We start from the raw sequence: 24,100 nt of genomic DNA, 5'->3' as shown, positions 1-24,100 counted from the left end.
AGCGCCACAGGCGGCGTTTACCATCGGGTCTGTAAACAGCATGTGCATTTCGCGACTCGACACGCCCGGCCGGTCCAGCCCAATGACCGGTGACAGTCGCCTGCGCACTCCGCACCTCTTCCTCCGGCCGCCGCGCCACAGCCCCGTGCGCCTGGCCGGGCACCGACAGAAAGCGCACCATCCATGGCACAGACGCGCCCCTATCACGTCGCGATCGTCGGCTCCGGACCCTCCGGTTTCTTCGCCGCCGCGGCGCTGCTGAAGGCCGCCGACAGTTCTGAGGATCTCGACGTCCGCATCGACATGCTGGAGATGTTGCCGACGCCGTGGGGTCTGGTGCGCTCGGGCGTGGCTCCCGATCACCCCAAGATCAAGACGATCACCGCGCAGTTCGAGAAGAGCGCCAAGGACCCGCGGTTCCGCTTCTTCGGCAACATCCGGGTCGGCGAACACGTCCATGCCGGCGAGCTCGCGGAACGCTACGACGCGGTGATCTACGCGGTCGGCGCGCAATCCGACCGGCCCCTGGGGATTCCCGGTGAGGATCTGCCGGGCAGTGTGGCCGCCGTCGACTTCGTGGGCTGGTACAACGCCCACCCGCACTTCGAGCACATGGCCCCCGATCTGACCGGCGGGCGGGCGGTGGTCGTCGGGAACGGCAACGTGGCGCTGGACGTGGCCCGGATCCTGATGACCGATCCCGCGGCCCTGGCCAGCACCGACATCGCCGACCACGCGCTGGAATCGCTGCACGGCCAGGCCGTCGAGGAGGTCGTGGTGGTCGGCCGCCGGGGGCCGCTGCAGGCGACGTTCACCACCCTGGAACTGCGCGAGTTGGGCCATCTTGAGGGCCTGGAGGACGTCGACATCGTCTTGGACCCGACGGATTTCGCCGGTATCACCGATGCCGATCTGGAGGCGGCCGACAAGAAGGTGCGGCAGAACATCAAGGTGTTGCGGGGCTTCCTCGACCGGCAGCCGACGCCGGGCCACCGCCGGATCGTCTTCCGGTTCCGCACCTCGCCGATCGAGATCAAGGGCTCCGAGCGGGTCGAGTCGGTGGTCCTGGGCCGCAACGAGCTGGTGGCCGACGACAACGGCCGCATCGTTGCCAAGGACACCGGGGTGCGCGAGGAGCTGCCCGCTCAGCTGGTGGTGCGCGCGGTCGGCTACCGGGGTGTGCCCACCCCGGGACTGCCGTTCGACCAGCGCAGCGGCACGATCCCGCACACCGACGGCCGCATCCGGGACAGCCGCAACGAGTACGTCGTGGGCTGGATCAAGCGGGGCCCGTCGGGCGTGATCGGCAGCAACAAGAAGGACTCGGCGGACACCGTGGCCACGCTGCTGGCCGACCTGTCCGGGGCCGCGCTGGCCGAAGTCGGAACCGACTACTCCGACGCGCTCGTCGCCTGGTTGCTCGAACGGCAACCGAAGCTGGTCACCGACGACCACTGGAAGGTGATCGACGAGCACGAGCGCACGTCGGGCCGGCCGCACGGGCGTCCACGGGTCAAGCTGACCAGCGTCGCCGAGCTGCTGCGCGTCGGACACGGCTGAGCGCAAAGCCCGAGCCGCCCCCGGCGAGTACCCGACCGACCGTGAATTGTCGGCCCGCCGAGTACTATCGAACATATGTTCGAGACATTGTCGGAGGTGGCTCCCGACGCCGACGAGGCGCAGCTCATCGCGCGCATCGAATGGCTGGAGCGCCTCAAATCCGCGGCCGCGGCGGGCCAGGCCCGGGCCGCGGCCGCCTTCGACGCCAAGCGCCGCGCCGCCGAGCAGGAGGCCGGCCTGCCGGCGCGGCGGCGCGGCCGCGGGATCGCGGCCGAGATCGCGCTGGCCCGGCATGACTCCCCCGCCCGCGGCGGGCGCCATCTCGGATTCGCCCGGGCGCTGGTACACGAGATGCCGCACACGCTGGCCGCATTGGAGACGGGCGCACTCTCGGAATGGCGCGCCACCCTGGTCGTCCGCGAATCGGCGTGCCTGGATGTCGAGGACCGTCGCACCCTCGACGAAGAGATCTGCGGCGACCCCGGAAAACTGGCCGGACTGGGTGACGCGCGGATCGCCGCCGAGGCCAAGGCGATCGCCTATCGCCTCGACCCCCAGGCCATCGTCGACCGCGCGGCCCGGGCCGAGGCCGAGCGGCGGGTCAGTATCCGCCCGGCTCCCGACACCATGACGTATGTGACCGCGCTCCTGCCGGTCGCCCAGGGCGTGTCGGTGTACGCCGCCCTCAAACGCCAGGCCGATACCTGTTGTGACGGCCGCAGCCGGGGCCAGGTCATGGCGGACACGCTGGTCCAGCGGGTCACCGGGCAGGCCACGGCCGACGCCGCCCCCATCGCCGTGAACCTTGTCATCACCGATGACACGCTGCTGGGCGGCGACGACATCCCGGCCGACATCGCCGGCTACGGCCCGGTGCCGGCCGGGGTGGCACGACAGTTGGTTGCCACGGCCACGTCCTCGGCACGCGCGACGCTGCGGCGGTTGTACCGGCATCCGAAGTCCGGGGCGCTGGTGGCCATGGAATCGCGGGCACGGCTGTTTCCGAAGGGCCTGTCCGCCTTCATCGCCGTGCGCGACGGCACCTGCCGCACTCCGTATTGCGATGCCCCCATCCGTCACACCGACCACGCGACACCGAGCTCACGCGGCGGCGCCACCAGCGCCGACAACGGTGACGGCCTGTGCGCGGCCTGCAACTACGCCAAGGAGGCCGCCGGGTGGACGGTGACCACCCACACCGATGAGAACGGCACGCACACGGCGTTCGTGACCACACCGACCGGGTCTCGGCACAGATCGACGGCCCCACCACTTCGCGGACCGGCGCATTTCGACCTCGCCGTCACGGAGAAGTGCATCGCCATCGCGCTTGCCCGTCACGCGGCCTAGGTCGCGACACTCAGGCCGGCGGCGGCTCCGGTGGCGGCGCCGCCGGGGCGAAGTTCCAGTTGTCCGGGTTCTTCGGGGAGTACACGACGGGCATCAGCGCGCCCATCGTGGGCCACTCGTCGACGTCGACGGCCATCTGCTGATAGACGACGTGCTCGTTGACGGTGGGCCCGCTGATCACTCCGCTGATCGTCACGTACTGCTGTCCGGTCACGTTCTCCGGACGGGGGCTGACCCCGGTCACGAGCAGGGTCCCGTGTACCGCGTCGGCCCCGCGCGGGCCGCGCTTGATCAATCGCGGTCCGATGAGCAGCACGAGCGCACCGACCAGCAAGATGATCATCCCGAGTTCCCACACAAGGTCATGGTAGGTCGTGAGGACGCCGTGGTAGGACTGCTGCCATGAACGCCGATGACCTGTCCCTGGCTCTCGAGCTGGCCGAGCACGCCGATCGCTTGACCATGAACCGATTCGGCGCGCTCGATCTGCGCATCGACACCAAGCCCGACCTGACGCCGGTGACCGACGCCGACCGCGGCGCCGAGACCGCACTGCGCGAGCTGCTGTCCGCCGCACGTCCCGACGACGCGGTGTTCGGCGAAGAATTCGGTGGGCGCACCGATTTCACCGGCCGGCACTGGGTGATCGACCCGATCGACGGCACCAAGAACTTCGTCCGCGGGGTGCCGGTGTGGTGCACCCTGATCGCGCTCCTCGAGGACGGGGAGCCGACCGTCGGCGTGGTCAGCGCGCCGGCTCTGGCACGGCGATGGTGGGCAGCGCAGGACCGGGGGGCGTACGGCTCGTTCGCCGGGAACACCCGGCGGCTCTCGGTCTCCGGCGTCACCGACGTCGAGTCCGCCAGCCTGTCCTACTCCGACCTGACCACCGGGTGGGAGGACCGTCGGGAGCAATTCGTCGCCCTCACCGACGCGGTGTGGCGGGTGCGCGCCTACGGGGACTTCTGGTCGTACTGCATGGTGGCCGAGGGGGCGGTCGACATCGCCTGCGAACCGGAGGTGAAGGTGTGGGACATCGCCCCCCTCGACCTGCTGGTTCGCGAGGCGGGCGGCCGGTTCACCAGCATCGACGGGGCACCCGGCCCCCACGGCGGCAGCGCACTGGCCACCAACGGGCCGCTACACGGCCAGGTGCTCGAGCGCCTCTCGATCATGTGATATAGCTAACAAAATTACTGTATCTTACTCTGGAGTAAGATACCGTTGGCGGCACAAGCTTCCCCGACCTTGAGGCTGCAGACAATGACCAACACCATTTCTCGCCCCGGCCACGAAAGCGCGGTCGGCCTCCAGAAGCACCGGCGCAGCGTGACCGACATCGGCCTGGCGCTCATCACCCCGCTGGTTGGCCAGGAATTCCTCGACCGCTACAACCTGCGGGACCCGCTCAACCGGGGCCTCAAGTACGGCGTCAAGACCGCCTTCTCCGCCGCCGGCGCATCCACCCGTCAGTTCAAGCGCGTGCAGGCCCTCGGCAAGGCACCGACCCGGCTCAAGCCCAGCGGCGCAGACTATTTCGACCTGACGCCGGACGACGACCAGAAGATGATCCTGGAGACGGTCGAGGAGTTCGCCGCCGAGATCCTGCGCCCGGCGGCCCGCGACGCCGACGATGCCGCACGCTATCCGGCCGGCCTGATCGCCAAGGCCGCCGAACTGGGCATCACGGCGATCAACGTTCCCGAAGACTTCGACGGGATCGCCGAGCACCGCACCACCGTCACCAACGCTCTGGTCGCCGAGGCGCTGGCCTACGGAGACATGGGCCTGGCCCTGCCGATCCTGGCGCCCGGCGGCGTGGCCTCGGCCCTGACCCACTGGGGCAGCGCGGATCAGCAGGCCACCTACCTGGCAGAATTCGCCGGCGAGAACGTGCCGCAGGCCTGCCTGGCGATCGCCGAGCCGCATGCGCTGTTCGACCCCACCGCGCTGAAGACCACCGCGGTCCGCACGCCCAGCGGGTACCGGCTCGACGGCGTCAAGTCGCTGGTGCCCGCCGCCGCGGACGCCGAGCTGTTCGTCATCGCCGCCCAGCTCAACGGCAAGCCGACCCTGTTCATCGTCGAGGCGGCCAACCCCGGCGTGACCGTCAAGGCCGACCCGAGCATGGGTATCCGGGCCGCGGCCCTGGGTCAGGTGGAGCTGGACAAGGTCTCGGTGCCGCTGCACGCGCGCCTCGGCGAGGACGTCAGCGAGGCCGAACACGCCCAGAACTACTCCGAGGCCATCGCGTTGTCGCGGCTGGGCTGGGCCGCCCTGGCCGTGGGCACCTCGCACGCGGTGCTCGACTACGTGGTGCCCTACGTCAAGGAGCGCGAGGCTTTCGGGGAGCCGATCGCCCGCCGCCAGTCGGTGGCGTTCATGTGCGCCAACATCGCCATCGAACTCGACGGGCTGCGGATGATCACCTGGCGCGGGGCGGCCCGCGCCGAGCACGGTCTCCCGTTCGCACGCGAAGCGGCACTGGCCAAGAAACTCGGCACCGACAAGGGCATGCAGATCGGCCTGGACGGCGTACAGCTGCTCGGCGGCCACGGCTACACCAAGGAACACCCGGTCGAGCGCTGGTACCGCGACCTGCGGGCCCTCGGCGTCGCCGAGGGCGTCATCGTCCTCTGAGCCGGCCACCCGAGACGAACGGAAAGACCTGACATGGCAATCAATCTGGAAATGCCGAAGAAGCTGCAGGCCGTCATCGAGAAGGGCCATCAGGGCGCCGCGGAGATGCTGCGCCCCATCTCCCGCAAGTACGACCTGAACGAGCACGACTACCCCGTCGAGCTGGACACCCTGGCCAGCCTGTTCGAGGGCATCTCCGCGGCCAAGACCATCAGCTTCGCCGGCGCCGAAGCGTTCCGCGACGGCGAGGACGGCCCGAAGGGCAACGTCAACGGCGCCAACATGTCCGCGCTGCTCAACGCGCTGGAGATCTCGTGGGGCGATGTGGCACTGCTGCTCTCGGTGCCCTACCAGGGGCTGGGCAACGCCGCGATCTCCGGTGTCGCCACCGACGAACAGCTGACCCGTCTGGGCAAGGTGTGGGCCGCCATGGCCATCACCGAGCCCGGCTTCGGATCCGACTCCGCGGCGGTCTCCACCACGGCCACCCTCGACGGTGACGAGTACGTGATCAACGGAGAGAAGATCTTCGTCACCGCCGGGTCGCGTGCCAGCCATATCGTGGTGTGGGCGACGCTGGACAAGACCAAGGGCCGCGCGGCGATCAAGTCGTTCATCGTCCCGCGCGAGCACCCCGGCGTCACGGTCGAGCGCCTCGAACACAAGTTGGGCATCAAGGCGTCCGACACGGCGGTCATCCGCTTCGACAACGTCCGCATCCCCAGGGACAACCTGCTCGGCAGCCCGGATATCAACGTGGAGAAGGGTTTTGCCGGGGTCATGGAGACCTTCGACAACACCCGCCCCATCGTCGCCGCGATGGCAGTCGGCGTCGCGCGCGCGGCCCTGGAGGACCTGCGCAAGATCCTCACCGACGCCGGGGTCGAGATCTCCTACGACAAACCCGCCCACGCTCAGAGCGCGGCGGCCGCGGAGTTTCTGCGGATGGAGGCGGACTGGGAGGCCGGCTACCTGCTGACCGTGCGCTCGGCATGGCAGGCCGACAACGGCATCCCCAACTCCAAGGAAGCCTCCATGGGCAAGGCCAAGGCCGCCCGGGTCGCCAGCGACATCACCCTCAAGGCCGTCGAGATGGCAGGCACCGTCGGCTATTCCGAGCAGAGCCTGCTGGAGAAGTGGGCCCGGGATTCGAAGATCCTCGACATCTTCGAGGGCACCCAGCAGATCCAGCAGCTGGTGGTGGCGCGGCGGCTACTCGGGCTGTCGTCCACCGAGCTCAAGTAACGGGCCCGGCCACGCCGTCGAGCCGGGCGCGTACGTCGTCGCCGAGTTCGATGCCGGCGACGGCGAGGTTCTCCTCCAGGTGACCCCGCGAGGACGTGCCGGGGATGAGCAGCACGTTGGGCGCCGTGTTCAGAGTCCACGCCAGCGCCACCTGTGCCGGCGTGCACCCCAGCGCGGTGGCCGCCCGCCGCACCTCGGGGTTGCCCAGAACCGGGTTGTCGGGCGCGAAGGCCGATCCCAACGGGAAGAACGGCACGAACGCGATCCCGCGGGCCACGCATTCGTCCAGCACGCCCTGCGAGGAACGGTCGACGAGGTTGTAGGGGTTCTGCACGCAGCCGATCTCGGTGCGGCTCAGCGCGTGCAGCAGGTGTGCGCGGGTGACGTTGGACAGCCCGATGGTTCCGATCAGTCCGTCGTCGCGTGCGGCGATCATCGCGTCGAGCTTGGCGTCGAAGTGCTCATCGGGGCCCTCGTCATCCATCAGCCGCAGGTTCACCGCCGCGAGATGGTCGGTTCCCAGGGTCTGCAGGTTGGCCTCGATGTCCGCGCGCAGCGCCGCGGGATCCTCCACCGGCAGCCAGGCACCCGCGTCGTCACGCCGGCCGCCCACCTTGGACACCAGCGCCAGCCCGTCGGGATACGGATGCAGTGCCTCCCGGATCAGCTCATTGGCCACCCGCGGCCCGTAGTACTGGGCGGTGTCGATGTGGTCGACGCCCAGTTCGACGGCGCGCCGCAGCACGGCCACGGCCTCGTCGCGGTCACGCGGCGGTCCGAACACCCCCGGCCCCGGCAACTGCATGGCGCCGAAGCCCACGCGGTGGACAGACACCGAACCCAACGTGAAACGACTCATGCCGGTTCCCAACGGCCGGGGCGTCAGAATCCATCCCGCACGACGACCCGCGTCCGCCCGGTCACCCCGCCGCCCAGGATCGTCTTGAGCACCTCGGGGGTCTCCAGCACCGAGACGTCGCGGGTGATCCGCTCCAGGTGCGCGGGCTGGAGCCCGGTCTCGATCTGGCGCCACACCTCGCGCCGCTCGCCGATGGGCAGAAGCACCGAGTCGATCCCCGCCAGCGTCACTCCCCGCAGGATGAACGGATGGACCGTGGCCGGCAGGTCCGCCGATCCGGCCAGTCCGGAAACAGCCGCGAGGCCACGGTATTTCATGGTGCTCAGCGCGTAGGCCAGGGTCTTGCCACCGACACAGTCCACGACCGCGGCCCAGTGCGCCCTGCCCAGTGCGCGCACCTTGTCCTCGGGGCCGGGCACCCGGCCGATCACCTCACGGGCACCGAGATCGCGCAGCAGCTCGTGCGCGTCGTCCTTGCCGGTGGAGGCCACCACCTCGTAGCCCAGGCCGGCCAGCAGGTCCACACTGATGCTCCCGACACCGCCGGTGGCACCGGTCACCAGCACCGGACCGTCCGCGGGCAGCACACCGTGGGCGCGGATCGCGTCGACGCTCATCGCGGCGGTGAACCCGGCCGTGCCGATCGCGGCGGCCTGCGCCGTGCTCAGGGTGTCCAGTTTGACCAGGTAGTCGGCCGGGTAGCGGGCCACTTCGGCGTAGCCGCCGTGGCGTCCGGTGCCGATGTCGTAGCCGTGGGCCACCACCGCGTCACCCACCGCGAAGTCCTCCGAGGAGCTGGCCGTCACCGTGCCGGCGACGTCGATGCCCGGGATCAGCGGGTAGGACCTGGCCACACCCGCTTTCGGTGTGACGGCCAGCGCGTCCTTGTAGTTCACGCCGGAGTACTCCACCGCGATGGTGACCTCGCCGTCGGGCAGGAAGGACTCGTCGACCACCTCGTGCCTGACGACGACGCCACCTTCGGCGTCCTCGTGCGCGACCAGTGCGTTGATTTCCGTCATGGCTGCCATCATGCTCCCCGGGCGCGACGGGCCGACAGACCCGTCTTTGGCCTCCGCCCGGCACGGTGCTGGCAGAGTGGTCCTCGCGACATCGCGATCCGTGCGCGTAACGGCCTAGGGAGGACTCGTCATGGCGAAGGCAGTCAAGAAGTCGGCAGTCAAGAAGTCGGCAGCCACGAAGTCGGCACCGCAAAAATCGGCACCGCAGAAGTCGGCAGCGAAAAAGCTCCCGCCGAGTCCGGCCGAACCCCACCTGGCCCGCGAGCACCTGCCGATACCGGACACCAAACACGTCGGGCTGACCACCTATGACGCCAAGGACCCCAACACCAAGTATCCGCCGATCAAGGAGTTGCGCCCGCCCAAGGGCGCGCCGAATGTCCTGATCGTGCTGATCGACGATGTCGGGTTCGGGGCGTCCTCCGCGTTCGGCGGGCCCTGCCACACCCCGGTGGCCGAACAGCTCGCGGGCGAGGGCCTCAAGCTCAACCGGTTTCACACCACCGCCCTGTGCTCACCGACCCGTCAGGCGCTGCTGACCGGCCGCAACCACCACTCCGTCGGGATGGGAGCCATCACCGAGATGGCCACCTCGGCTCCGGGCAACAACAGCATCCGGCCCAAGGACAAGGCCCCGCTGGCCGAGACGCTCAAACTCAACGGCTACTCCACCGCCCAGTTCGGCAAGTGTCACGAGGTGCCGGGCTGGGAGGTCACCCCGGTCGGGCCGTTCGACCACTGGCCGACCGGTTCGGGTTTCGAGTACTTCTACGGTTTCGTCGGCGGGGAGGCCAACCAGTACTACCCCGGGCTGTACGAGGGCACCAACGCCGTCGAGCCGCCGCGCACCCCCGAGGAGGGCTACACGCTCACCGAGGACCTGGCCGACCACGCGATCACCTGGGTGCGCCAGCAGAAGGCGCTGATGCCCGACAAGCCGTTCTTCATGTACTTCGCCCCCGGCGCCACCCACGCACCCCACCATGTTCCCAAGGAGTGGTCGGACAAGTACCTCGGCGCGTTCGACGACGGCTGGGATGCGCTGCGGGAGAAGACCCTGGCGCAGCAGAAGAAGCTCGGAGTGGTGCCCGCCGACGCCGAGCTGACCACCCGCCACGACGAGATCCCGGCCTGGGACGACATGCCCGAGGACCTCAAGCCGGTGCTGGCCAAACAGATGGAGATCTACGCCGGCTTTCTGGAGCAGACCGATCACGAGGTGGGCCGGATCGTCGACGCGATCGCCGACCTGGGCGTGCTCGACGACACGCTGATCTACTACATCATCGGCGACAACGGGGCCTCGGCCGAGGGCACGCTCAACGGCTGCTTCAACGAGATGACCACCCTCAACGGGCTGCCCGGGATCGAGACGACGGATTTCCTGTTGTCCAAGATCGACGACTTCGGCACCCCGGCGGCCTACAACCACTACGCCGTGGGCTGGGCCCATGCGCTGTGTGCTCCGTACCAGTGGACCAAGCAGGTGGCCTCGCACTGGGGCGGCACCCGCAACGGGACAATCGTGCACTGGCCGAACGGAAACCTGGGCAATGGTGAGACCCGCGATCAGTTCCACCATGTCATCGATGTGGCGCCCACCATCCTGGAGGCCGCCGGCCTGCCCGCCCCGCACTCGGTCAACGGCATCGCCCAGGCGCCGCTGGAGGGCGTCAGCATGATGTCCTCGCTGCGCAGCGCCCGGGCCGCCGACACCCACGAGGTGCAGTACTTCGAGATGATGGGCAACCGCGGTATCTATTTCCAGGGCTGGACGGCGGTCACCAAGCACCGCACCCCGTGGAAGGCCGACACTCCCCCGCCCTTCGACGACGACGTGTGGGAGCTCTACGGCCCGGACGACTGGACACAGGCACACGATCTTGCCGCCGAGCACCCCGAGAAACTGGCTGAGCTGCAACGCCTGTGGCTGATCGAGGCCACCAAGTACAACGTCGTGCCACTCGACGACCGCGGGTTCGAACGCATCAATCCCGACATCGCCGGCCGCCCCCAGCTGATCAAGGGCAACACTCAGCTGCTGTTCTCGGGCATGCGGGTCAGTGAATGGTGTGTGCTCTCGCTGAAGAACAAGTCGCACTCGGTGACCGCGAACATCGACGTCCCCAAGGGCGGTGCCGGCGGAGTGATCGTCACCCAGGGCGGCAGTGCCGGCGGCTGGACCCTCTACGCCCACGAGGGCCGACTCAGATACTGCTACAACTTCCTGGGCATCGACTACTTCATCGTGAAGGCGTCCAGGAAGATCCCGCCCGGCAAGCACCAGGTCCGGATGGAGTTCGTCTACGACGGAGGCGGATTGGGCAAGGGGGCGAAGGTGACGCTCTACTACGACGGCGAGGCCGTCGGCAGCGGGCGGGTCAAACGCACTCAGCCCATGGCCTTCTCGGCCGACGAGGCCTGTGACGTCGGCTGTGACACCGGGTCACCGGCCTCCACCGACTACGGGCCGACCGGCAACGCGTTCACCGGCGTGATCGACTGGGTGCAGATCGATCTCGGCGAGGACAGCCACGACCACCTGATCACCGCCGAGGACCGGTTCAACATCGCCATGGCCAAACAGTAGGTACGGGGGTCGGCATGGGTGTCCTGATCAAGAATGTCCGCATCTTCGACGGCCTTTCGCGGCGCCTCGAACCCGGACACGTACTCATCGACGGACCGACGATCGCCGCAGTCGACACCTCGCCGATCGCGGAGTCGGGCGTGACCACGGTCATCGACGGGGCGGACCGGGTGCTGATGCCGGGGATGATCGACGCCCATGCCCACCTGGTCGGGATGGCCAACACCCTGCTCGATCTGGCGACGGCGTCCCAGACCCAGCTGGCGGCCACCACCCTGGCCCGCGCCAGGGGCACCCTGCTGCGCGGATTCACCACCGTGCGCGACATGGCGGGCGACACCGAGGGCATCCGGACGGTCATCGACGGTGAGCCGGAGTTGGGCCCACGGATCTACCCCAGCCAGGCCGCGATCTCACAGACCGGCGGTCACGGCGATTTCGGTTTCGTCTACGAGCGCCCGACGGCGTTGGGCGGCATCGAGTCCCGCGCCGAGACCATCGGATTCATGCGGGTGGCCGACGGGCCCGACCGGGTTCTGGCGGCGGTACGTGAACAGCTCAAACTGGGCGCCTCGCAGATCAAGCTGATGGCCGGCGGGGGTGCCGCGTCGCTCTACGATCCGCTGTACACGGTTCAGTTCACGACCGAGGAGATGCGCGCGGCGGTGCGGGCGGCCGCCGACTACGGGACCTACGTGGCCACCCACGTCTACAACGTCACCGGCATCCACCGTGCCGTGGAGGCCGGCGTGAAATCGATCGAGCACGGTCACCTGGCCGACGAGGCGACGATCGCGCTGCTGGCCGAGCGCGAGGTCTGGCTGTCCACGCAGCCGTTCGCCGAACACGACCACACCTTCGCCAACCCGGCGAGCGCGGAGAAGAACCGCGAGATCTGCGGTGGCACCCCGCACATCTACGACTGGGCCAAGCGGCACGGAGTGAAGCTGGCCTGGGGAACCGACCTGCTGTTCGAACCGGCGAACGTCTGGCGCCAAAGCGAGATGGTGGCCCGCCTGGGCGAGTACGTCAGCAATGTCGAGGCGCTCGCCATGGTGACGTCGGGCAACGCCACCCTGCTGCGCCTGTCCGGGGAACGCGATCCGTACAAGTCGGCCCGCCTCGGCGAGATCACCCCCGGGGCGTGGGCCGACGTACTGCTGGTCGACGGCGATCCCACGGCCGACCTCGCCGTCCTCGCCGATGCAGAGAAGGGCCTCGCCGCCATCGTGAAGAACGGGGTGATCGTCAAGAACACCCTGACCGGTTAGCCCGCGGCCGCCAGCCGCGGGATCAGGCCGCCGGCCAGTACGTCGTCGATCTGGCGTGCCGAAAGCCGGTGGCGCACCGGGAACGAGGTCTTCCTGGTGAGGTTCTCGACGTGCAGTCCCGGTTTGGCGGTTAGGGTGTCGCGCAGGTCGGTGAGGCGCAGCACGTCGTCCCGGTCGATGCCGTCGTAGTCGGCGGGGTCCTCGAATTCCAGGGCCAGCACACCGAAGTTGGCCAGGTTCTGCCAATGGATCCGGGCGAACGATTTGGCGATCACCACGCGCAACCCCAGGTAGCGGGGCGCGATCGCCGCGTGCTCACGCGAGGAACCCTGCCCGTAGTTGTCCCCGCCGACCACGATGTGGCCGCTCTCCTGGTTCTTCAGCGCACGGTCGGGGTAGGTCTCGTCGATCTGGGTGAAGCTGAACGTTGCCAGCCTGGGAACGTTGGAACGGAACGGCAGGGCCCGGGCGCCCGCCGGGGAGATCTCGTCGGTGGAGATGTTGTCACCGACCTTGAGCAGCACCGGCGCCTCGATCCGGTCCGGCAGGGGTGGCAGTTCCGGCAGGCTGGAGATGTTCGGCCCCTTCACCAGCTCCACGTGTTGCGCCGCCTCGGGCTCCGGCGGGGCGACCAGCATCGCGGTGTTGACCGAACGTTCGGCCGGCAGATCGAGCACCGGATAGTCGAGCCCGGTGTCCTCGGCCCACCGGCGGGGGTCGGTGATCACCCCGGTCAGCGCGGAGGCCGCGGCCGTCTCCGGCGAGCACAGCCACACCGAGTCCTCCTTGGTGCCCGACCGGCCCGGGAAGTTGCGGGGCATGGTGCGCAGGGAGTTTCGGCCGCTGGCCGGGGCCTGGCCCATCCCGATGCATCCCATGCACCCGGCCTGGTGGATCCGCGCGCCCGCCATCACCAGTTCGGTGGCGGCGCCCATCCTGGTCAGATCGGTGAGGATCTCCCGGGAGGTCGGATTCACGTCGAAACTGACCTCGGGCGCGGTCTGGCGTCCGGCCACCATCGCCGCCGCGATGGCGAAGTCGCGCAGCCCGGGGTTGGCGCTGGAGCCGATCACCACCTGGGAGACCTCCTCCCCGGCCACCTCGCGCACCGGCACCACATTGCCCGGCGAGGACGGCTTGGCGATCAGCGGTTCCAGTTCCGCCAGGTCGATGGTCTCGTCGATGTCATAGCCGGCACCGGAATCCGCGCTCAGTTCGCGGAAGTCGTCCTCGCGGCCCTCGGCCCTCAGAAAATCACGGACGGCCTCGTCGCTGGGAAAGACGGTGGTGGTGGCGCCCAGTTCGGCGCCCATGTTGGCGATCACGTGGCGGTCCATCGCCGTCAGCCCCGCCAGGCCGGGCCCGTGATACTCGATGATCCGGTTCAGGCCGCCCTTGACGTCGTGGCGACGCAGCATCTCCAGGATGACGTCCTTGGCCGAGCACCACGGTGGTAGTTCACCGTCGAGGCGCACCCCCCAGATCTCCGGCATGCGCAGGTGCAGCGGCTCGCCGGCGATGGCCAGCGCCACCTCCAGCCCACCGACGCCGATGGCCAGCATGCCCAGCGAGCCGGCCGCCGGGGTGTGCGAGTCCGACCCCACCATCGTCGTGCCCGGGATGCCGAACCGCTGCATGTGGGTCGGGTGGGACACCCCGTTGCCGGGTTTGGAGAACCAGATGCCGAATCGTTCGGCGGCGGTGCGCAGGTAGTCGTGGTCCTCGGCGTTCTTCTCGTCGGTCTGCAGCAGGTTGTGGTCGACGTACTGGACGCTGACCTCGGTCCTGGCCCGGTCCAGTCCGAGCGCTTCGAGTTCCTGCATGACCAGCGTCCCGGTGGCATCCTGGGTGAGCGTCTGGTCGATGCGGATCGCGATCTCCTCGCCGGGGGTCATCTCCCCGGACACCAGGTGCGACTCGATCAGTTTCCGGGCGATGTTGGCAGGCATCGCGGTGTTGGCAGGCATCGCGGTGTTGGCAGGCATGGTGTCGTCTTCCGTCGGGCTGCGGGGCAACACGGTCGGCGAACACCGCCCCGCGTATCAGAGCCGTACCCATCGCCGTACCCATCCACGCCGGAGCGCAACCCACACCCTTGTACCCGGACAGAACAAAAAGTAATGTCACCTTTAGTTTTGTCCCCCAGGGCCGGGAGCCTACCTCATGGAATCGTTCGTCCACCTGCGCAAAGGCACGACACCGCGGCGCCTGCACGCCGACCTCGACGGCCTCAAGGACGACGAACTCGGCCGCGGCGGCTTCACCGGACGCACCGCCAACCTGTACCGCCGCCACGACCCCACCGCCTACCGCTCGGCGGGCCCGCTGCGACCGGTCGATGTGCTCTCCGGCGAACTCAAGCCCGCCGATGCCACCGACGCATACGGCACCCCGATGCTGCTGTTCTCCAACGCCGACTGCCGCATCCACCTGTCCCGGCGCAACGAGGCGATGCCCTACTTCGCCCGCTACGTCGACGGCGACCTGCTGTGCTTCGTACACCACGGAGCGGGCCGGCTGGAAACCGAATTCGGACCGCTGGACTACCGCGACGGCGACTGGATCTACCTGCCGAAGGCCTGCACCTTCCGCCAGGCCCCCACGAGCGAGACCACGCTGCTGATGATCGAGGCCACCGACGAGTTCCGGGTACCGCCGCCGGGGCCCCTGGGCCGGCACTTCCCGTTCGACCCCTCGCAGGCGACGGTTCCCGAGCCGGCGCCCGTCGACGACGGTGACGGCCCACGGGTCGACGGCGAGTACGAGGTGCGGCTGATGCATCGCCCGATCGACGGCATCGGCACGACGACGCTCTACTACGCCCACCATCCGCTCGACGTCGAAGGCTGGCGCGGTGACAACTTCGCCTTCACCTTCAACATCGCCGACTACAACGTGGTGACCTCCGACAGCGTGCACCTGCCTCCCACCGTGCATCTGTTCATGCAGGCCACCGGGGTGTACGTGATGAATTTCCTGCCCAAGCCCGCCGAGGGTGTCCCGGGAACCGAACGCACGCCGTGGTTTCACCGCAACGTCGACTTCGACGAGATCGCGTTCTTCCACGGTGGCTCCCTCTACGGCATCCCGATGCCGCCGGGGCTGATCTCGCACGCCCCGCAGGGCGTGCACCACGGCGCCCCAGAGAAGGCACGTGAACGCGCGCGCCGTAAGTTCGACGAGTTCGACAGCGTCGACTGGAAGGTGATCGCGATCGATACCCGCGCGCGGCTCGTCCCCTCGGCCGAGGTCCTGGCCAACGATCTGGGGCAACACTGATGACCACGGCCGAGAAGGTTCCGGCCCCCGTCCGGCACGAATACGACCGAATCCCCTATCTGGTTGCCTTCCAAAACAATTCAACGGTCCGCGATGTGTACGGCGGCCTCGCCGAACTGGTGGTGCTGGAGAGCTACCTACTGCGGCCCAAGGACGCGCCGTCGGACACCGTGCTGGTGTTCATGCACCCGATCGGCGGGGGTGCCTACCTGCCGATGATCAACGCCCTGGCCCGCGCCGGACACCACGTCATCTACTGCAACAGCCGTTTCCGCGGTACCGACTCGGCGCTGCTGATGGAGAAGGTCGTCGAGGATCTCGGCGAGTGCATCAAGGACGCCAAGAACCGGCTGGGCTATTCGAAGGTCGTGCTCGCGGGCTGGAGCGGCGGCGGCTCACTGTCGGTGTTCTACCAACAGCAGGCCCAGCACCCGACGGTGACCGCCAGCCCGTCCGGGGACGGTCCGGACCTGACCAAGCTGGGGCTCATCCCCGCCGACGGCATCATGCTGCTGGCCGCCCACATCAGTCGGCACGGGACGATGACCGAGTGGCTCGACGCCTCGATCCTCGACGAGTCCGATCCCACCGACCGGGATCCCGAGCTGGACCTGTACAACCCCGACAACCCCAACCAGCCGCCGTACTCGGCGGACTTCCTGCAGCGCTATCGCGCCGCCCAGATCGCCCGAAACCGCCGAATCACCGCGTGGGTCAAGGACAAACTGGCCGAGCTCAGAGCGAGCGGCGCCCCCGGTGCGGACGTGGCCGAATTCGCCTTCGTCGTACACGGCACGATGGCCGACCCCCGCTGGCTCGACCCCGCGGTCGATCCCAACGAACGCACCCCCGGGACCTGCTACCTGGGGGATCCTCGGGTGGTGAACAACAGTCCCGTGGGCCTGGCCCGGTTCTGCACCCTGCGCAGCTGGCTGTCGCAGTGGAGTTACGACGACGCCAACGGCGACGCCGTCGAGGCCGGACCCGAGATCGCGATACCCGCGCTGGTGATCGGCAACCTCGCCGACGACGCCTGCACCCCCAGCCACACCCGCCGGATCTTCGAGGCGATCGGCCATCCCGACAAGGAGATGCACGAGATTCCCGGTGCCAACCACTACTACACCGGCCCCGATCAGCGGGAGCACCTGCGCGAGGCGGTCGGCATCTGCACCGACTGGCTGGCGCGGCACGGGTTCTCCGGAGCTCCGGCATGACCCCGACGGGTCCCCTCGACGGTGTGCGCGTCATCGAGGTCGGCACGCTGATCTCCGGGCCCTTCGCCGGCCGGCTCCTCGGGGACATGGGCGCCGAGGTGATCAAGATCGAGCCGCCGGGCCAACCGGACCCGCTGCGCACCTGGGGCCAGGCCGAACTCGACGGGCACCACTTCTTCTGGACGGTGCACGCCCGCAACAAGAAGGCCGTCACCCTGAACCTGCGCGAGCCCCGGGGCCGTGAACTGTTCCTGGACCTGGTCGAACGCTCCGATGTGATCGTCGAGAACTTTCGGCCCGGCACGCTGGAGAAGTGGAACCTCGGCTACGACGTCCTGCGCGAGCGCAACCGGGGGATCATCCTGGTGCGGGTGTCCGGCTACGGCCAGACCGGACCGGAGTCGGCCAAGGCCGGGTACGCCTCGGTCGCCGAGGCCGCCAGCGGACTGCGGCACATGAACGGCTTCCCGGGCGGACCCCCGCCGCGGCTGGCGTTGTCGCTGGGCGACAGCCTGGCCGGCATGTTCGCCGCGCAGGGAGCCCTGGCCGCGCTGTACCGCCGCACCGTCACCGGCGAGGGGCAGGTGGTCGACGCCGCCCTCACCGAATCCTGCCTGGCGGTGCAGGAGTCGACCATTCCCGACTACGACGTCGGCGGGGTGGTCCGCGGCCCGTCGGGCACCCGGCTGGAGGGCATCGCACCGTCGAACATCTACCGTTCCGCCGACGGCAGCTGGGTGGTGATCGCCGCCAACCAGGACACCGTGTTCCGGCGTCTGTGCGCGGCGATGGGCCGGCCCGAGCTCGCCGAGGACGACCGGTTCGTCGACCACCTGGCGCGCGGCCGAAACCAGGACGAGCTGGACAAGCTCATCGGCGACTGGGCCGCGCAGCGGCAGCCGGGCGACATCATCGAGACGCTGTCGGCGGCCGGGGTCATCTCCGGACCCATCAACACCGTGGCCGAGGTGGTGCGCGACCCTCAGCTGCGGGCGCGCGGAATGATCGCCGACCACTGGGACGAACGTGTCGGCCGCAACGTCAAGGGCCCCGGCGTGGTACCGGTGCTCTCGGAGTCCCCCGGCACCATCCGCGGAGCCGGACCCGCGCGGCCGGGCCAGCACAACGACGAGATCTACCGCGGCCTGCTCGGACGCACCGCCGAACAGCTCGAGCAGCTCGCACAGGAGGGAGTGCTGTGAGTGACCTACCCGCCGCGGTCACCATCCGCGAGGTCTGCCTGCGCGACGGCCTGCAGATCGAAGCCCCGATCCCGTTGTCCGCCAAGATCGAGCTGCTCGAAGCGGTCGCGGCCACCGGGGTCCGCGAGGTGGAGGCCACCGCCTTCGTCTCACCGAGCAAGGTGCCCGCGCTGGCCGACGCCGAGCAACTGGCCGCCGAGCTCGCGCGATTCGACACCATCGAGTTCTCCGCGCTGGTGGCCAGCCCCAACGGTGCGAAACGGGCGATCGCGGCCGGACTCGGCTCGATCGAATACGTGGTCTCGGCCGCCGACTCGCACAGCCGCGCCAACGTCGGCCGCGGAACCCGGGAGGCCACCGCGGCCATCGCCGACGTCGCCCGCATCGCCCACGACGGCGGGGCCTCCGTCGAGGTCATCATCGCCACGGCCTGGGACTGCCCCTACGACGGCCCCACCCCCGCCCACCGGGTGGTCGACATCGTCACCGCGGCCTGCGAGCTCGGCGCCGACCGCATCGCCCTGGCCGACACCATCGGCACGGCGACACCTCGCCGGGTGAGCGCGCTGATCGAGCAGGTTCGGCCCCTCCTGTCCGACGGGGTGTCCGACACCCCGCTGGGGGCCCATTTCCACAACACCCGCGGATCGGGTCTGGCCAGCGCATACGCCGCCGTGCAGGCCGGGGTGACCCGGCTGGACGCCTCGGCCGGCGGCCTCGGCGGATGCCCGTTCGCCCCCGGCGCCAGCGGCAACATCGCCACCGAGGACCTGGTCTACCTGCTGCGCGACAGCGGGATCGAGACCGGTGTCGACCTGCAGCGCGCCATCGACGCGGCCGGCGTCGCCGCCACCGTCGTCGGTCACGCACTGCCCAGCGCACTGCTGCGGGCCGGCGACCGGATCACGGGCTGAGCCGTGCCGCGCGAGCTGAGCACCAAGGGCCGCCAGACCCGCGAGGCCATCGCACAGGCGGCCCGGAAGCTGTTCGCCGAGCGCGGTTTCCACGGCACCACCCTGTCGGACATCACCACGGCGGCAGGCAAATCCCCGGCGGTGTTCTACCGCTACTTCGACGACAAGGAGGACCTGCTGGCGGTGCTGGCGGGGTCCTTCCTGCAGCACCTCGTCGCGAGCACCGGGCCGCAGGTGCCGCTGCCGGACTCCCCCGACGACGACGAGTACTTCACCGCCGCGGTCACCGAGTACTGGAGCACCTTCAAGCAGAACCTCGGGATCATGATCGCCGTGGCGCAGCTCGGCGCCACCCAGCAGCGCTTCGCCACCGTCCAGAACGAATTCCGCCGGTTCGGCATGAACATCGTCAGGGCGTCGGTGCTGCGTGCCCAGCAGCAGGGCTACGGGGCCGACCTCGATCCCGACCACATCGCGCTCGCGATGTCCCTGCTGTTCGAGAACTTCACCACCGTCTACCTCCGGCCGGCCGCCGGGGCACTCGGGGTGCACCCCACCGACGAGGACGCGGTGCGCACCCTGGCAACGATCTGGAAGAGAACCCTCTACGGAGACACCCAGGGAGACACCCTCGGGGGAGACACCCTCTACGGAGACTAGGAGAGTCATCAGCGTGGATTTCACTCTGCCCGAACATCTTCCCGAGCTGCTCGCCGACATGGACGCCTTCATCGAGGCGGAGATCAAACCGCTGGAACGCGAGCACATGCAGTACTTCGACCGGCGGCGCGAGTTCGCCCGCACCGATCTCGAGCGCGGCGGGATACCACGACGCGAGTGGGAGGACCTGCTCGACGAGATGCGCCGGCGCGCCGACGCGGCCGGGTGGCTGCGCTACGGGCTGCCCGCCGAGTTCGGCGGCCGGGACGGCACCAACCTTGACATGGCCGTCATCCGGGAGCACCTGGCACATCGGGGGCTCGGCCTGCACAACGACCTGCAGGACGAGTCCTCGATCGTGGGCAACTTCCCGCAGGTGATCATGATGTCGCGGTTCGGCACCGACCAGCAGCGCGAGGACTGGTGCGAGGCGCTGATCACCGGTGAGCGTTCGATGGCGTTCGGCCTCACCGAACCCGACCACGGCTCGGATGCCACCTGGTTGGAGACCCGCGCCGAACGCGACGGAGACCAGTGGGTGATCAACGGGGCCAAACGCTGGAACACCGGGGTGCACCGCGCCACCCACGACCTGGTGTTCGCGCGCACCTCCGGTGCGGCCGGGCAGGCCACCGGGATCACCGCGTTTCTGGTTCCCACCGACGCCGACGGATTCGAGGTGCCCTACTACTGGTGGACGTTCAACATGCCCAGCGACCACGGCGAGGTCGAACTCAACGACGTCCGGGTGCCCGCCGACGCCGTGCTCGGCGAGGTCGATCACGGTCTGGCGGTCGGGCAGACGTTCCTGCACGAGAACCGCATCCGCCAGGCGGCCAGCAGCCTGGGTGCGGCCCAGTACTGCATCGACCGGGCCGCCGACTACGCGGGTGACCGCGTGGTGTTCGGCAAACCGCTGTCGGTGAACCAGGCCGTGCAGTGGCCGCTGGCCGAACTGCAGACCGAGGCTCAGATGGTGCGACTGCTGGTCTATTACGCGGCCTGGCACCTGGACCGCGACCATCACATGGAGGTCTCCGACAAGGTCTCGATGGCCAACTACCGGGCCAACCGACTGGTGTGCGAGGCCGCCGACCGGGCCATGCAGATCCACGGCGGCGTCGGGTACAGCCGGCACGAACCCTTCGAGCACATCTACCGTCACCACCGCCGCTACCGGATCACCGAGGGCGCCGAGGAGATCCAGATCCGCAGGGTCGCCCAGCGCATGCTGAAGTTCGGCCGGCGGGGCTGACGTGACCGCCGCCAGGTCCGAACCGGCAGAAACCGACCTGCAGGAGCGCCTGAGGACCGCGCTGCGCCCGGTGCTGGGCGCCGACGTCTCGGTCTCGGCGCTGCGCCGGCTCACCGGCGGCGCCAGCCGCACCACCTGGGCGTTCACCGCCGACACCGGCACCGGGGCGCGCGGGTTGATCCTGCGCACCGGCCCGCCCGACGAGGTGCACGCCGGCATGGAACTGGAGGCCCGCGTGCAGACACTCGCCGATGCGGCGGGCACCCCGGTCCCCGAGATCCTGGTGGCATCCAATTCCGCTGAACTACTGGGCAATCCGTACCTGATCTGCACCGAGATCCCCGGTGAGACGATCGTGCGCCGCATCCAGCGCAGCCTCGACGACGACGGCCGGGCCCGGCTGCTCCACCAGTGTGCGGCCGCCCTGGCGGCCGTACACCGCACCGACCCGGCCGAGGCCGGCCTGTCCCCCACCGACCCGCTGGCGCAGTGGCGGGCCGAGCTGGACGCGATGGGCGACACCACGGCGACCTTCGAGTGGGCGTTTCGCTGGCTGCAGGCGCGACGACCGCCCGCGTCGACGCCCACCCTGGTGCACGGCGACTTCCGGATGGGCAACCTGATCGTCGACGACCGGGGCCTGGCCGCGGTGCTGGACTGGGAGCTGGTGCACGCCGGCGACCCGGCCGAGGACCTGGCCTGGTTCTGCATCCGGGCCTGGCGATTCGGCGCCGGCGGCGACCGCGGGGCCGGCGGCCTGGGGCCGATCGAGGATTTCCTGGCCGCCTACCGGGAGGCCTCCGCGACGCCCGTCGACCGCGACACCTTCCACTGGTGGCTGGTGCTGGCGACCCTGCGCTGGGGGGTCATCTGCCGCTATCAGGCCGAACGTCACCTCTCGGGGCAGACCCCGTCGGTCGAGCTGGCCACCATCGACCGGCGGGTCTGCGAAACCGAATGGGATCTCCTCGAGCTGCTGGATTCGGTGGCCTCCCCAATGCTCCAACACCCGGCGGCCCACCCGGCAACCGCGCCGGCGGCGCGCCCGGGACCGCACGGACGCCCCACCGCCGCCGAACTCGTCACCGCCGTGGCCGACTTCCTGGACGGCGACGTGCGGGCGGCCACCACCGGGCAGGTCAACTTCCACGCCCGCGTGGCCGCCAACGCGTTGCGCATGGTGCAGCGCGAACTGGACTCGACCGACACCTCGGCGGTCACCGCGGCACTCGCGGGTCTCGGCGTGGCCGACGAGGCCGCGCTGGCCGCCGCGGTGCGCCGCGGCGATTTCGACGACCGGCGCGATGCGCTGGCCTCCTGCCTGACCGTGTTGGTGCGCCATCGGCTCGCGGCGGCCCACCCCGGATACGCGGCGCACCGACCGGGAGCACCGCCGCCTCCGACGTAGCCGACCCGCTGTGAGAATGCTGTACGGGCCGGGTCGATCCCGGGGTTGATCAAAGTGCGCTGGCCGGAAGGGAATTGTTTGTAGCATCGGCGATGTGCCCGATCCCCGGCCGACACCCGCCGCCGCGCTTCGCGTCCTGGTGTACAGCAGCAACGCGCGCACCCGCGAGCAGGTGATGCTCGCCCTCGGCAGGCGGATTCACCCGGAGCTGCCCGAGCTGAGCTACGTCGAGGTCGCGACCGCACCCGTGGTCGTCCAGCAACTCGACGCCGGCGGGATCGATGTGGCGATCCTCGACGGTGAGGCCACCCCGGCGGGCGGGATGGGAGTGGCCAAGCAGATCAGGGACGAGGTCGCCGACCCCCCACCGATCCTGGTCCTGACCGGCCGCGCCGACGACGCCTGGCTGGCGAAATGGTCCCGCGCGGACGCGGCGGTGCCCCACCCCATCGACCCGATCCGCCTCGGTGACGCCGTGGTCGGCCTGCTTCGCGCGTCAGTGTAGGCACGTAGCCACCGACGCCACTGCCCGGACACGCCCGCCAAAATCACAGCGCCCCTTGATTGTTCGCAATCCATGCAGGCAGCGGCGGAACGCCGATATTTCGTGATCGATCCTATCGAAATAGGCCAACCCGGCAGTCAAGATCGCTAGGCTGTGTCTGAGCTCACATCCACAGCCCAGCGAGGAGCGATACGGCCGGATGAATCTCTACGTCCCCATCCTGGTTCTCGGCGCGATCGCGACGGCGTTCGCGGTCGGATCGGTCGGGATCGCGCTGGCGATCGGGCCCCGGCGCTACAACCGGGCCAAACTGCAGGCCTACGAATGCGGCATCGAACCGGCGGTCCAGGACGCCGGCGCGGGCCGGTTTCCGATCAAGTTCTACCTGACCGCGATGTTGTTCATCGTGTTCGACATCGAGATCGTGTTCCTGTACCCGTGGGCCGTCGCCTTCGACCAACTCGGGGTGTTCGCGCTGGTGGAAATGGTGTTGTTCATGCTCACCGTCTTCGTCGCCTACGCCTACGTGTGGCGGCGCGGCGGTCTGGACTGGGACTGAGGCGCATGGGACTGGAGGAACAACTGCCGGGCGGCATCCTGCTGTCCACGGTGGAGAAGGTCGCGGGATTCGTCCGCAAGGGCTCGTTGTGGCCGGCGACATTCGGGCTGGCCTGCTGCGCCATCGAGATGATGGCCACCGCGGGCCCGCGGTTCGACCTTGCCCGGTTCGGCATGGAGCGGTTCTCGGCGACGCCCCGGCAGGCCGATCTGATGATCGTGGCCGGTCGGGTGAGTCAGAAGATGGCCCCGGTGCTGCGGCAGGTGTATGACCAGATGGCCGAACCGAAGTGGGTGCTGGCAATGGGGGTCTGCGCCTCCAGCGGGGGGATGTTCAACAACTACGCGGTGGTGCAGGGCGTCGACCACGTGGTCCCGGTCGACATCTACCTGCCCGGCTGTCCACCCCGCCCGGAGATGCTGCTGCACGCGATCCTGACGCTGCACGCCAAGATCGCGGAGATGCCCCTGGGCGTGCACCGCGACGAGGTCGTCGCCGCCACCGAGCGGGCCGCCCTGGCCGCCCCGACAACCCTGGAGTTGAAGGGACTGTTGCGGTGAGCGC

The 24,100-nt window shown here is 69.3% G+C and carries 21 protein-coding genes; 17 read left to right on the top strand and 4 right to left on the bottom strand.

From position 1 onward, the window contains the following. Positions 1-183 precede the first annotated feature (183 nt). Together CSR00_RS06795 and CSR00_RS06790 are read left to right on the top strand one after the other, a co-directional pair. The gene (locus tag CSR00_RS06795; protein WP_099021632.1) at positions 184-1,560 is read left to right on the top strand and encodes an FAD-dependent oxidoreductase; all 1,377 of its coding nucleotides are present in this window, start codon (positions 184-186) and stop codon (positions 1,558-1,560) included. A 75-nt stretch (positions 1,561-1,635) separates the two neighbouring features. Then, entirely contained in the window at positions 1,636-2,910 is a 1,275-nt protein-coding gene (locus CSR00_RS06790) for an HNH endonuclease (RefSeq protein ID WP_099021631.1), read from the top strand. Between the two features lie 10 nt (positions 2,911-2,920). On the opposite strand, the gene CSR00_RS06785 is transcribed toward CSR00_RS06790, so the two are convergent. After that, entirely contained in the window at positions 2,921-3,268 is a 348-nt protein-coding gene (locus CSR00_RS06785) for a hypothetical protein (RefSeq protein ID WP_099021630.1), read from the bottom strand. A 44-nt stretch (positions 3,269-3,312) separates the two neighbouring features. Between CSR00_RS06785 and hisN the strand changes: the two genes are divergently transcribed. The 3 genes from hisN to CSR00_RS06770 all read left to right on the top strand — a co-directional run bounded on the left by hisN (position 3,313) and on the right by CSR00_RS06770 (position 6,795). Next, positions 3,313-4,089 carry a histidinol-phosphatase gene (gene hisN / locus CSR00_RS06780; protein WP_099021629.1) on the top strand — a complete coding sequence of 259 codons (777 nt, stop codon included), beginning with the start codon at positions 3,313-3,315 and terminating at the stop codon, positions 4,087-4,089. Between the two features lie 84 nt (positions 4,090-4,173). Further along, on the top strand, positions 4,174-5,550 hold the full coding sequence (locus CSR00_RS06775) for an acyl-CoA dehydrogenase family protein (RefSeq protein ID WP_099021628.1): 1,377 nt from the start codon (positions 4,174-4,176) through the stop codon (positions 5,548-5,550). 33 nt (positions 5,551-5,583) lie between these two features. Then, positions 5,584-6,795 carry an acyl-CoA dehydrogenase family protein gene (locus CSR00_RS06770; protein ID WP_099021627.1) on the top strand — a complete coding sequence of 404 codons (1,212 nt, stop codon included), beginning with the start codon at positions 5,584-5,586 and terminating at the stop codon, positions 6,793-6,795. On the opposite strand, the gene CSR00_RS06765 is transcribed toward CSR00_RS06770, so the two are convergent. Together CSR00_RS06765 and CSR00_RS06760 are read right to left on the bottom strand one after the other, a co-directional pair. Beyond that, positions 6,788-7,654 carry an oxidoreductase gene (locus tag CSR00_RS06765; protein WP_099021626.1) on the bottom strand — a complete coding sequence of 289 codons (867 nt, stop codon included), beginning with the start codon at positions 7,652-7,654 and terminating at the stop codon, positions 6,788-6,790. The two genes, CSR00_RS06770 and CSR00_RS06765, sit on opposite strands and share 8 nt — an antisense overlap. Before the next feature lie 23 nt (positions 7,655-7,677). Further along, positions 7,678-8,676, bottom strand: a complete 999-nt coding sequence (locus CSR00_RS06760; protein WP_099021625.1) for an MDR family oxidoreductase — start codon at positions 8,674-8,676, stop codon at positions 7,678-7,680. A gap of 130 nt (positions 8,677-8,806) precedes the next feature. Here CSR00_RS06760 and CSR00_RS06755 point away from each other — a divergent pair, with 130 nt between their 5' ends. Together CSR00_RS06755 and CSR00_RS06750 are read left to right on the top strand one after the other, a co-directional pair. Next, positions 8,807-11,266 (top strand): arylsulfatase, encoded by a 2,460-nt coding sequence (locus CSR00_RS06755; protein WP_099021624.1) that lies wholly within the window; start codon positions 8,807-8,809, stop codon positions 11,264-11,266. A 14-nt stretch (positions 11,267-11,280) separates the two neighbouring features. Further along, on the top strand, positions 11,281-12,537 hold the full coding sequence (locus tag CSR00_RS06750) for a metal-dependent hydrolase family protein (protein WP_099021623.1): 1,257 nt from the start codon (positions 11,281-11,283) through the stop codon (positions 12,535-12,537). Here CSR00_RS06750 and CSR00_RS06745 read toward each other — a convergent pair. Continuing rightward, entirely contained in the window at positions 12,534-14,486 is a 1,953-nt protein-coding gene (locus tag CSR00_RS06745; RefSeq protein ID WP_099021679.1) for an aconitate hydratase, read from the bottom strand. The two genes, CSR00_RS06750 and CSR00_RS06745, sit on opposite strands and share 4 nt — an antisense overlap. Positions 14,487-14,700: 214 nt before the next feature. Here CSR00_RS06745 and CSR00_RS06740 point away from each other — a divergent pair, with 214 nt between their 5' ends. From CSR00_RS06740 to CSR00_RS06695, 10 genes are all read left to right on the top strand, one after another. Next, the gene (locus CSR00_RS06740) at positions 14,701-15,816 is read left to right on the top strand and encodes a homogentisate 1,2-dioxygenase (RefSeq protein WP_099021622.1); all 1,116 of its coding nucleotides are present in this window, start codon (positions 14,701-14,703) and stop codon (positions 15,814-15,816) included. Beyond that, positions 15,816-17,033: an alpha/beta hydrolase family protein gene (locus tag CSR00_RS06735; protein ID WP_099021621.1), complete on the top strand. Its 1,218-nt coding sequence runs from the start codon at positions 15,816-15,818 to the stop codon at positions 17,031-17,033. Before CSR00_RS06740 ends, CSR00_RS06735 begins: the two co-directional genes overlap by 1 nt. Then, positions 17,030-18,235 carry a CaiB/BaiF CoA transferase family protein gene (locus CSR00_RS06730; protein ID WP_099021620.1) on the top strand — a complete coding sequence of 402 codons (1,206 nt, stop codon included), beginning with the start codon at positions 17,030-17,032 and terminating at the stop codon, positions 18,233-18,235. Before CSR00_RS06735 ends, CSR00_RS06730 begins: the two co-directional genes overlap by 4 nt. Next, entirely contained in the window at positions 18,232-19,149 is a 918-nt protein-coding gene (locus CSR00_RS06725; protein ID WP_099021619.1) for a hydroxymethylglutaryl-CoA lyase, read from the top strand. Before CSR00_RS06730 ends, CSR00_RS06725 begins: the two co-directional genes overlap by 4 nt. 3 nt (positions 19,150-19,152) lie before the next feature. After that, positions 19,153-19,809: a TetR/AcrR family transcriptional regulator gene (locus tag CSR00_RS06720; protein ID WP_099021618.1), complete on the top strand. Its 657-nt coding sequence runs from the start codon at positions 19,153-19,155 to the stop codon at positions 19,807-19,809. A 13-nt stretch (positions 19,810-19,822) separates the two neighbouring features. After that, the gene (locus CSR00_RS06715) at positions 19,823-21,064 is read left to right on the top strand and encodes an acyl-CoA dehydrogenase family protein (protein ID WP_099021617.1); all 1,242 of its coding nucleotides are present in this window, start codon (positions 19,823-19,825) and stop codon (positions 21,062-21,064) included. 1 nt (position 21,065) lies between these two features. Continuing rightward, a complete protein-coding gene (locus CSR00_RS06710; protein WP_245905873.1) occupies positions 21,066-22,472 on the top strand; it encodes a phosphotransferase in 1,407 nt (468 codons plus the stop codon). A 94-nt stretch (positions 22,473-22,566) separates the two neighbouring features. Continuing rightward, the gene (locus CSR00_RS06705; RefSeq protein WP_099021616.1) at positions 22,567-22,977 is read left to right on the top strand and encodes an Rv3143 family two-component system response regulator; all 411 of its coding nucleotides are present in this window, start codon (positions 22,567-22,569) and stop codon (positions 22,975-22,977) included. Between the two features lie 199 nt (positions 22,978-23,176). Beyond that, positions 23,177-23,536 carry an NADH-quinone oxidoreductase subunit A gene (locus tag CSR00_RS06700; protein ID WP_099021615.1) on the top strand — a complete coding sequence of 120 codons (360 nt, stop codon included), beginning with the start codon at positions 23,177-23,179 and terminating at the stop codon, positions 23,534-23,536. 5 nt (positions 23,537-23,541) lie between these two features. Next, a complete protein-coding gene (locus CSR00_RS06695; RefSeq protein WP_099021614.1) occupies positions 23,542-24,096 on the top strand; it encodes a NuoB/complex I 20 kDa subunit family protein in 555 nt (184 codons plus the stop codon). The last annotated feature ends 4 nt before the right edge of the window (positions 24,097-24,100 follow it).

It is taken from the genome of Mycolicibacterium palauense (assembly GCF_002592005.1).
Lineage (GTDB): Bacteria > Actinomycetota > Actinomycetes > Mycobacteriales > Mycobacteriaceae > Mycobacterium > Mycobacterium palauense.
Note: the sequence above shows the minus strand (reverse complement) of the source record. Positions and strands in the feature narration are given on the sequence as shown.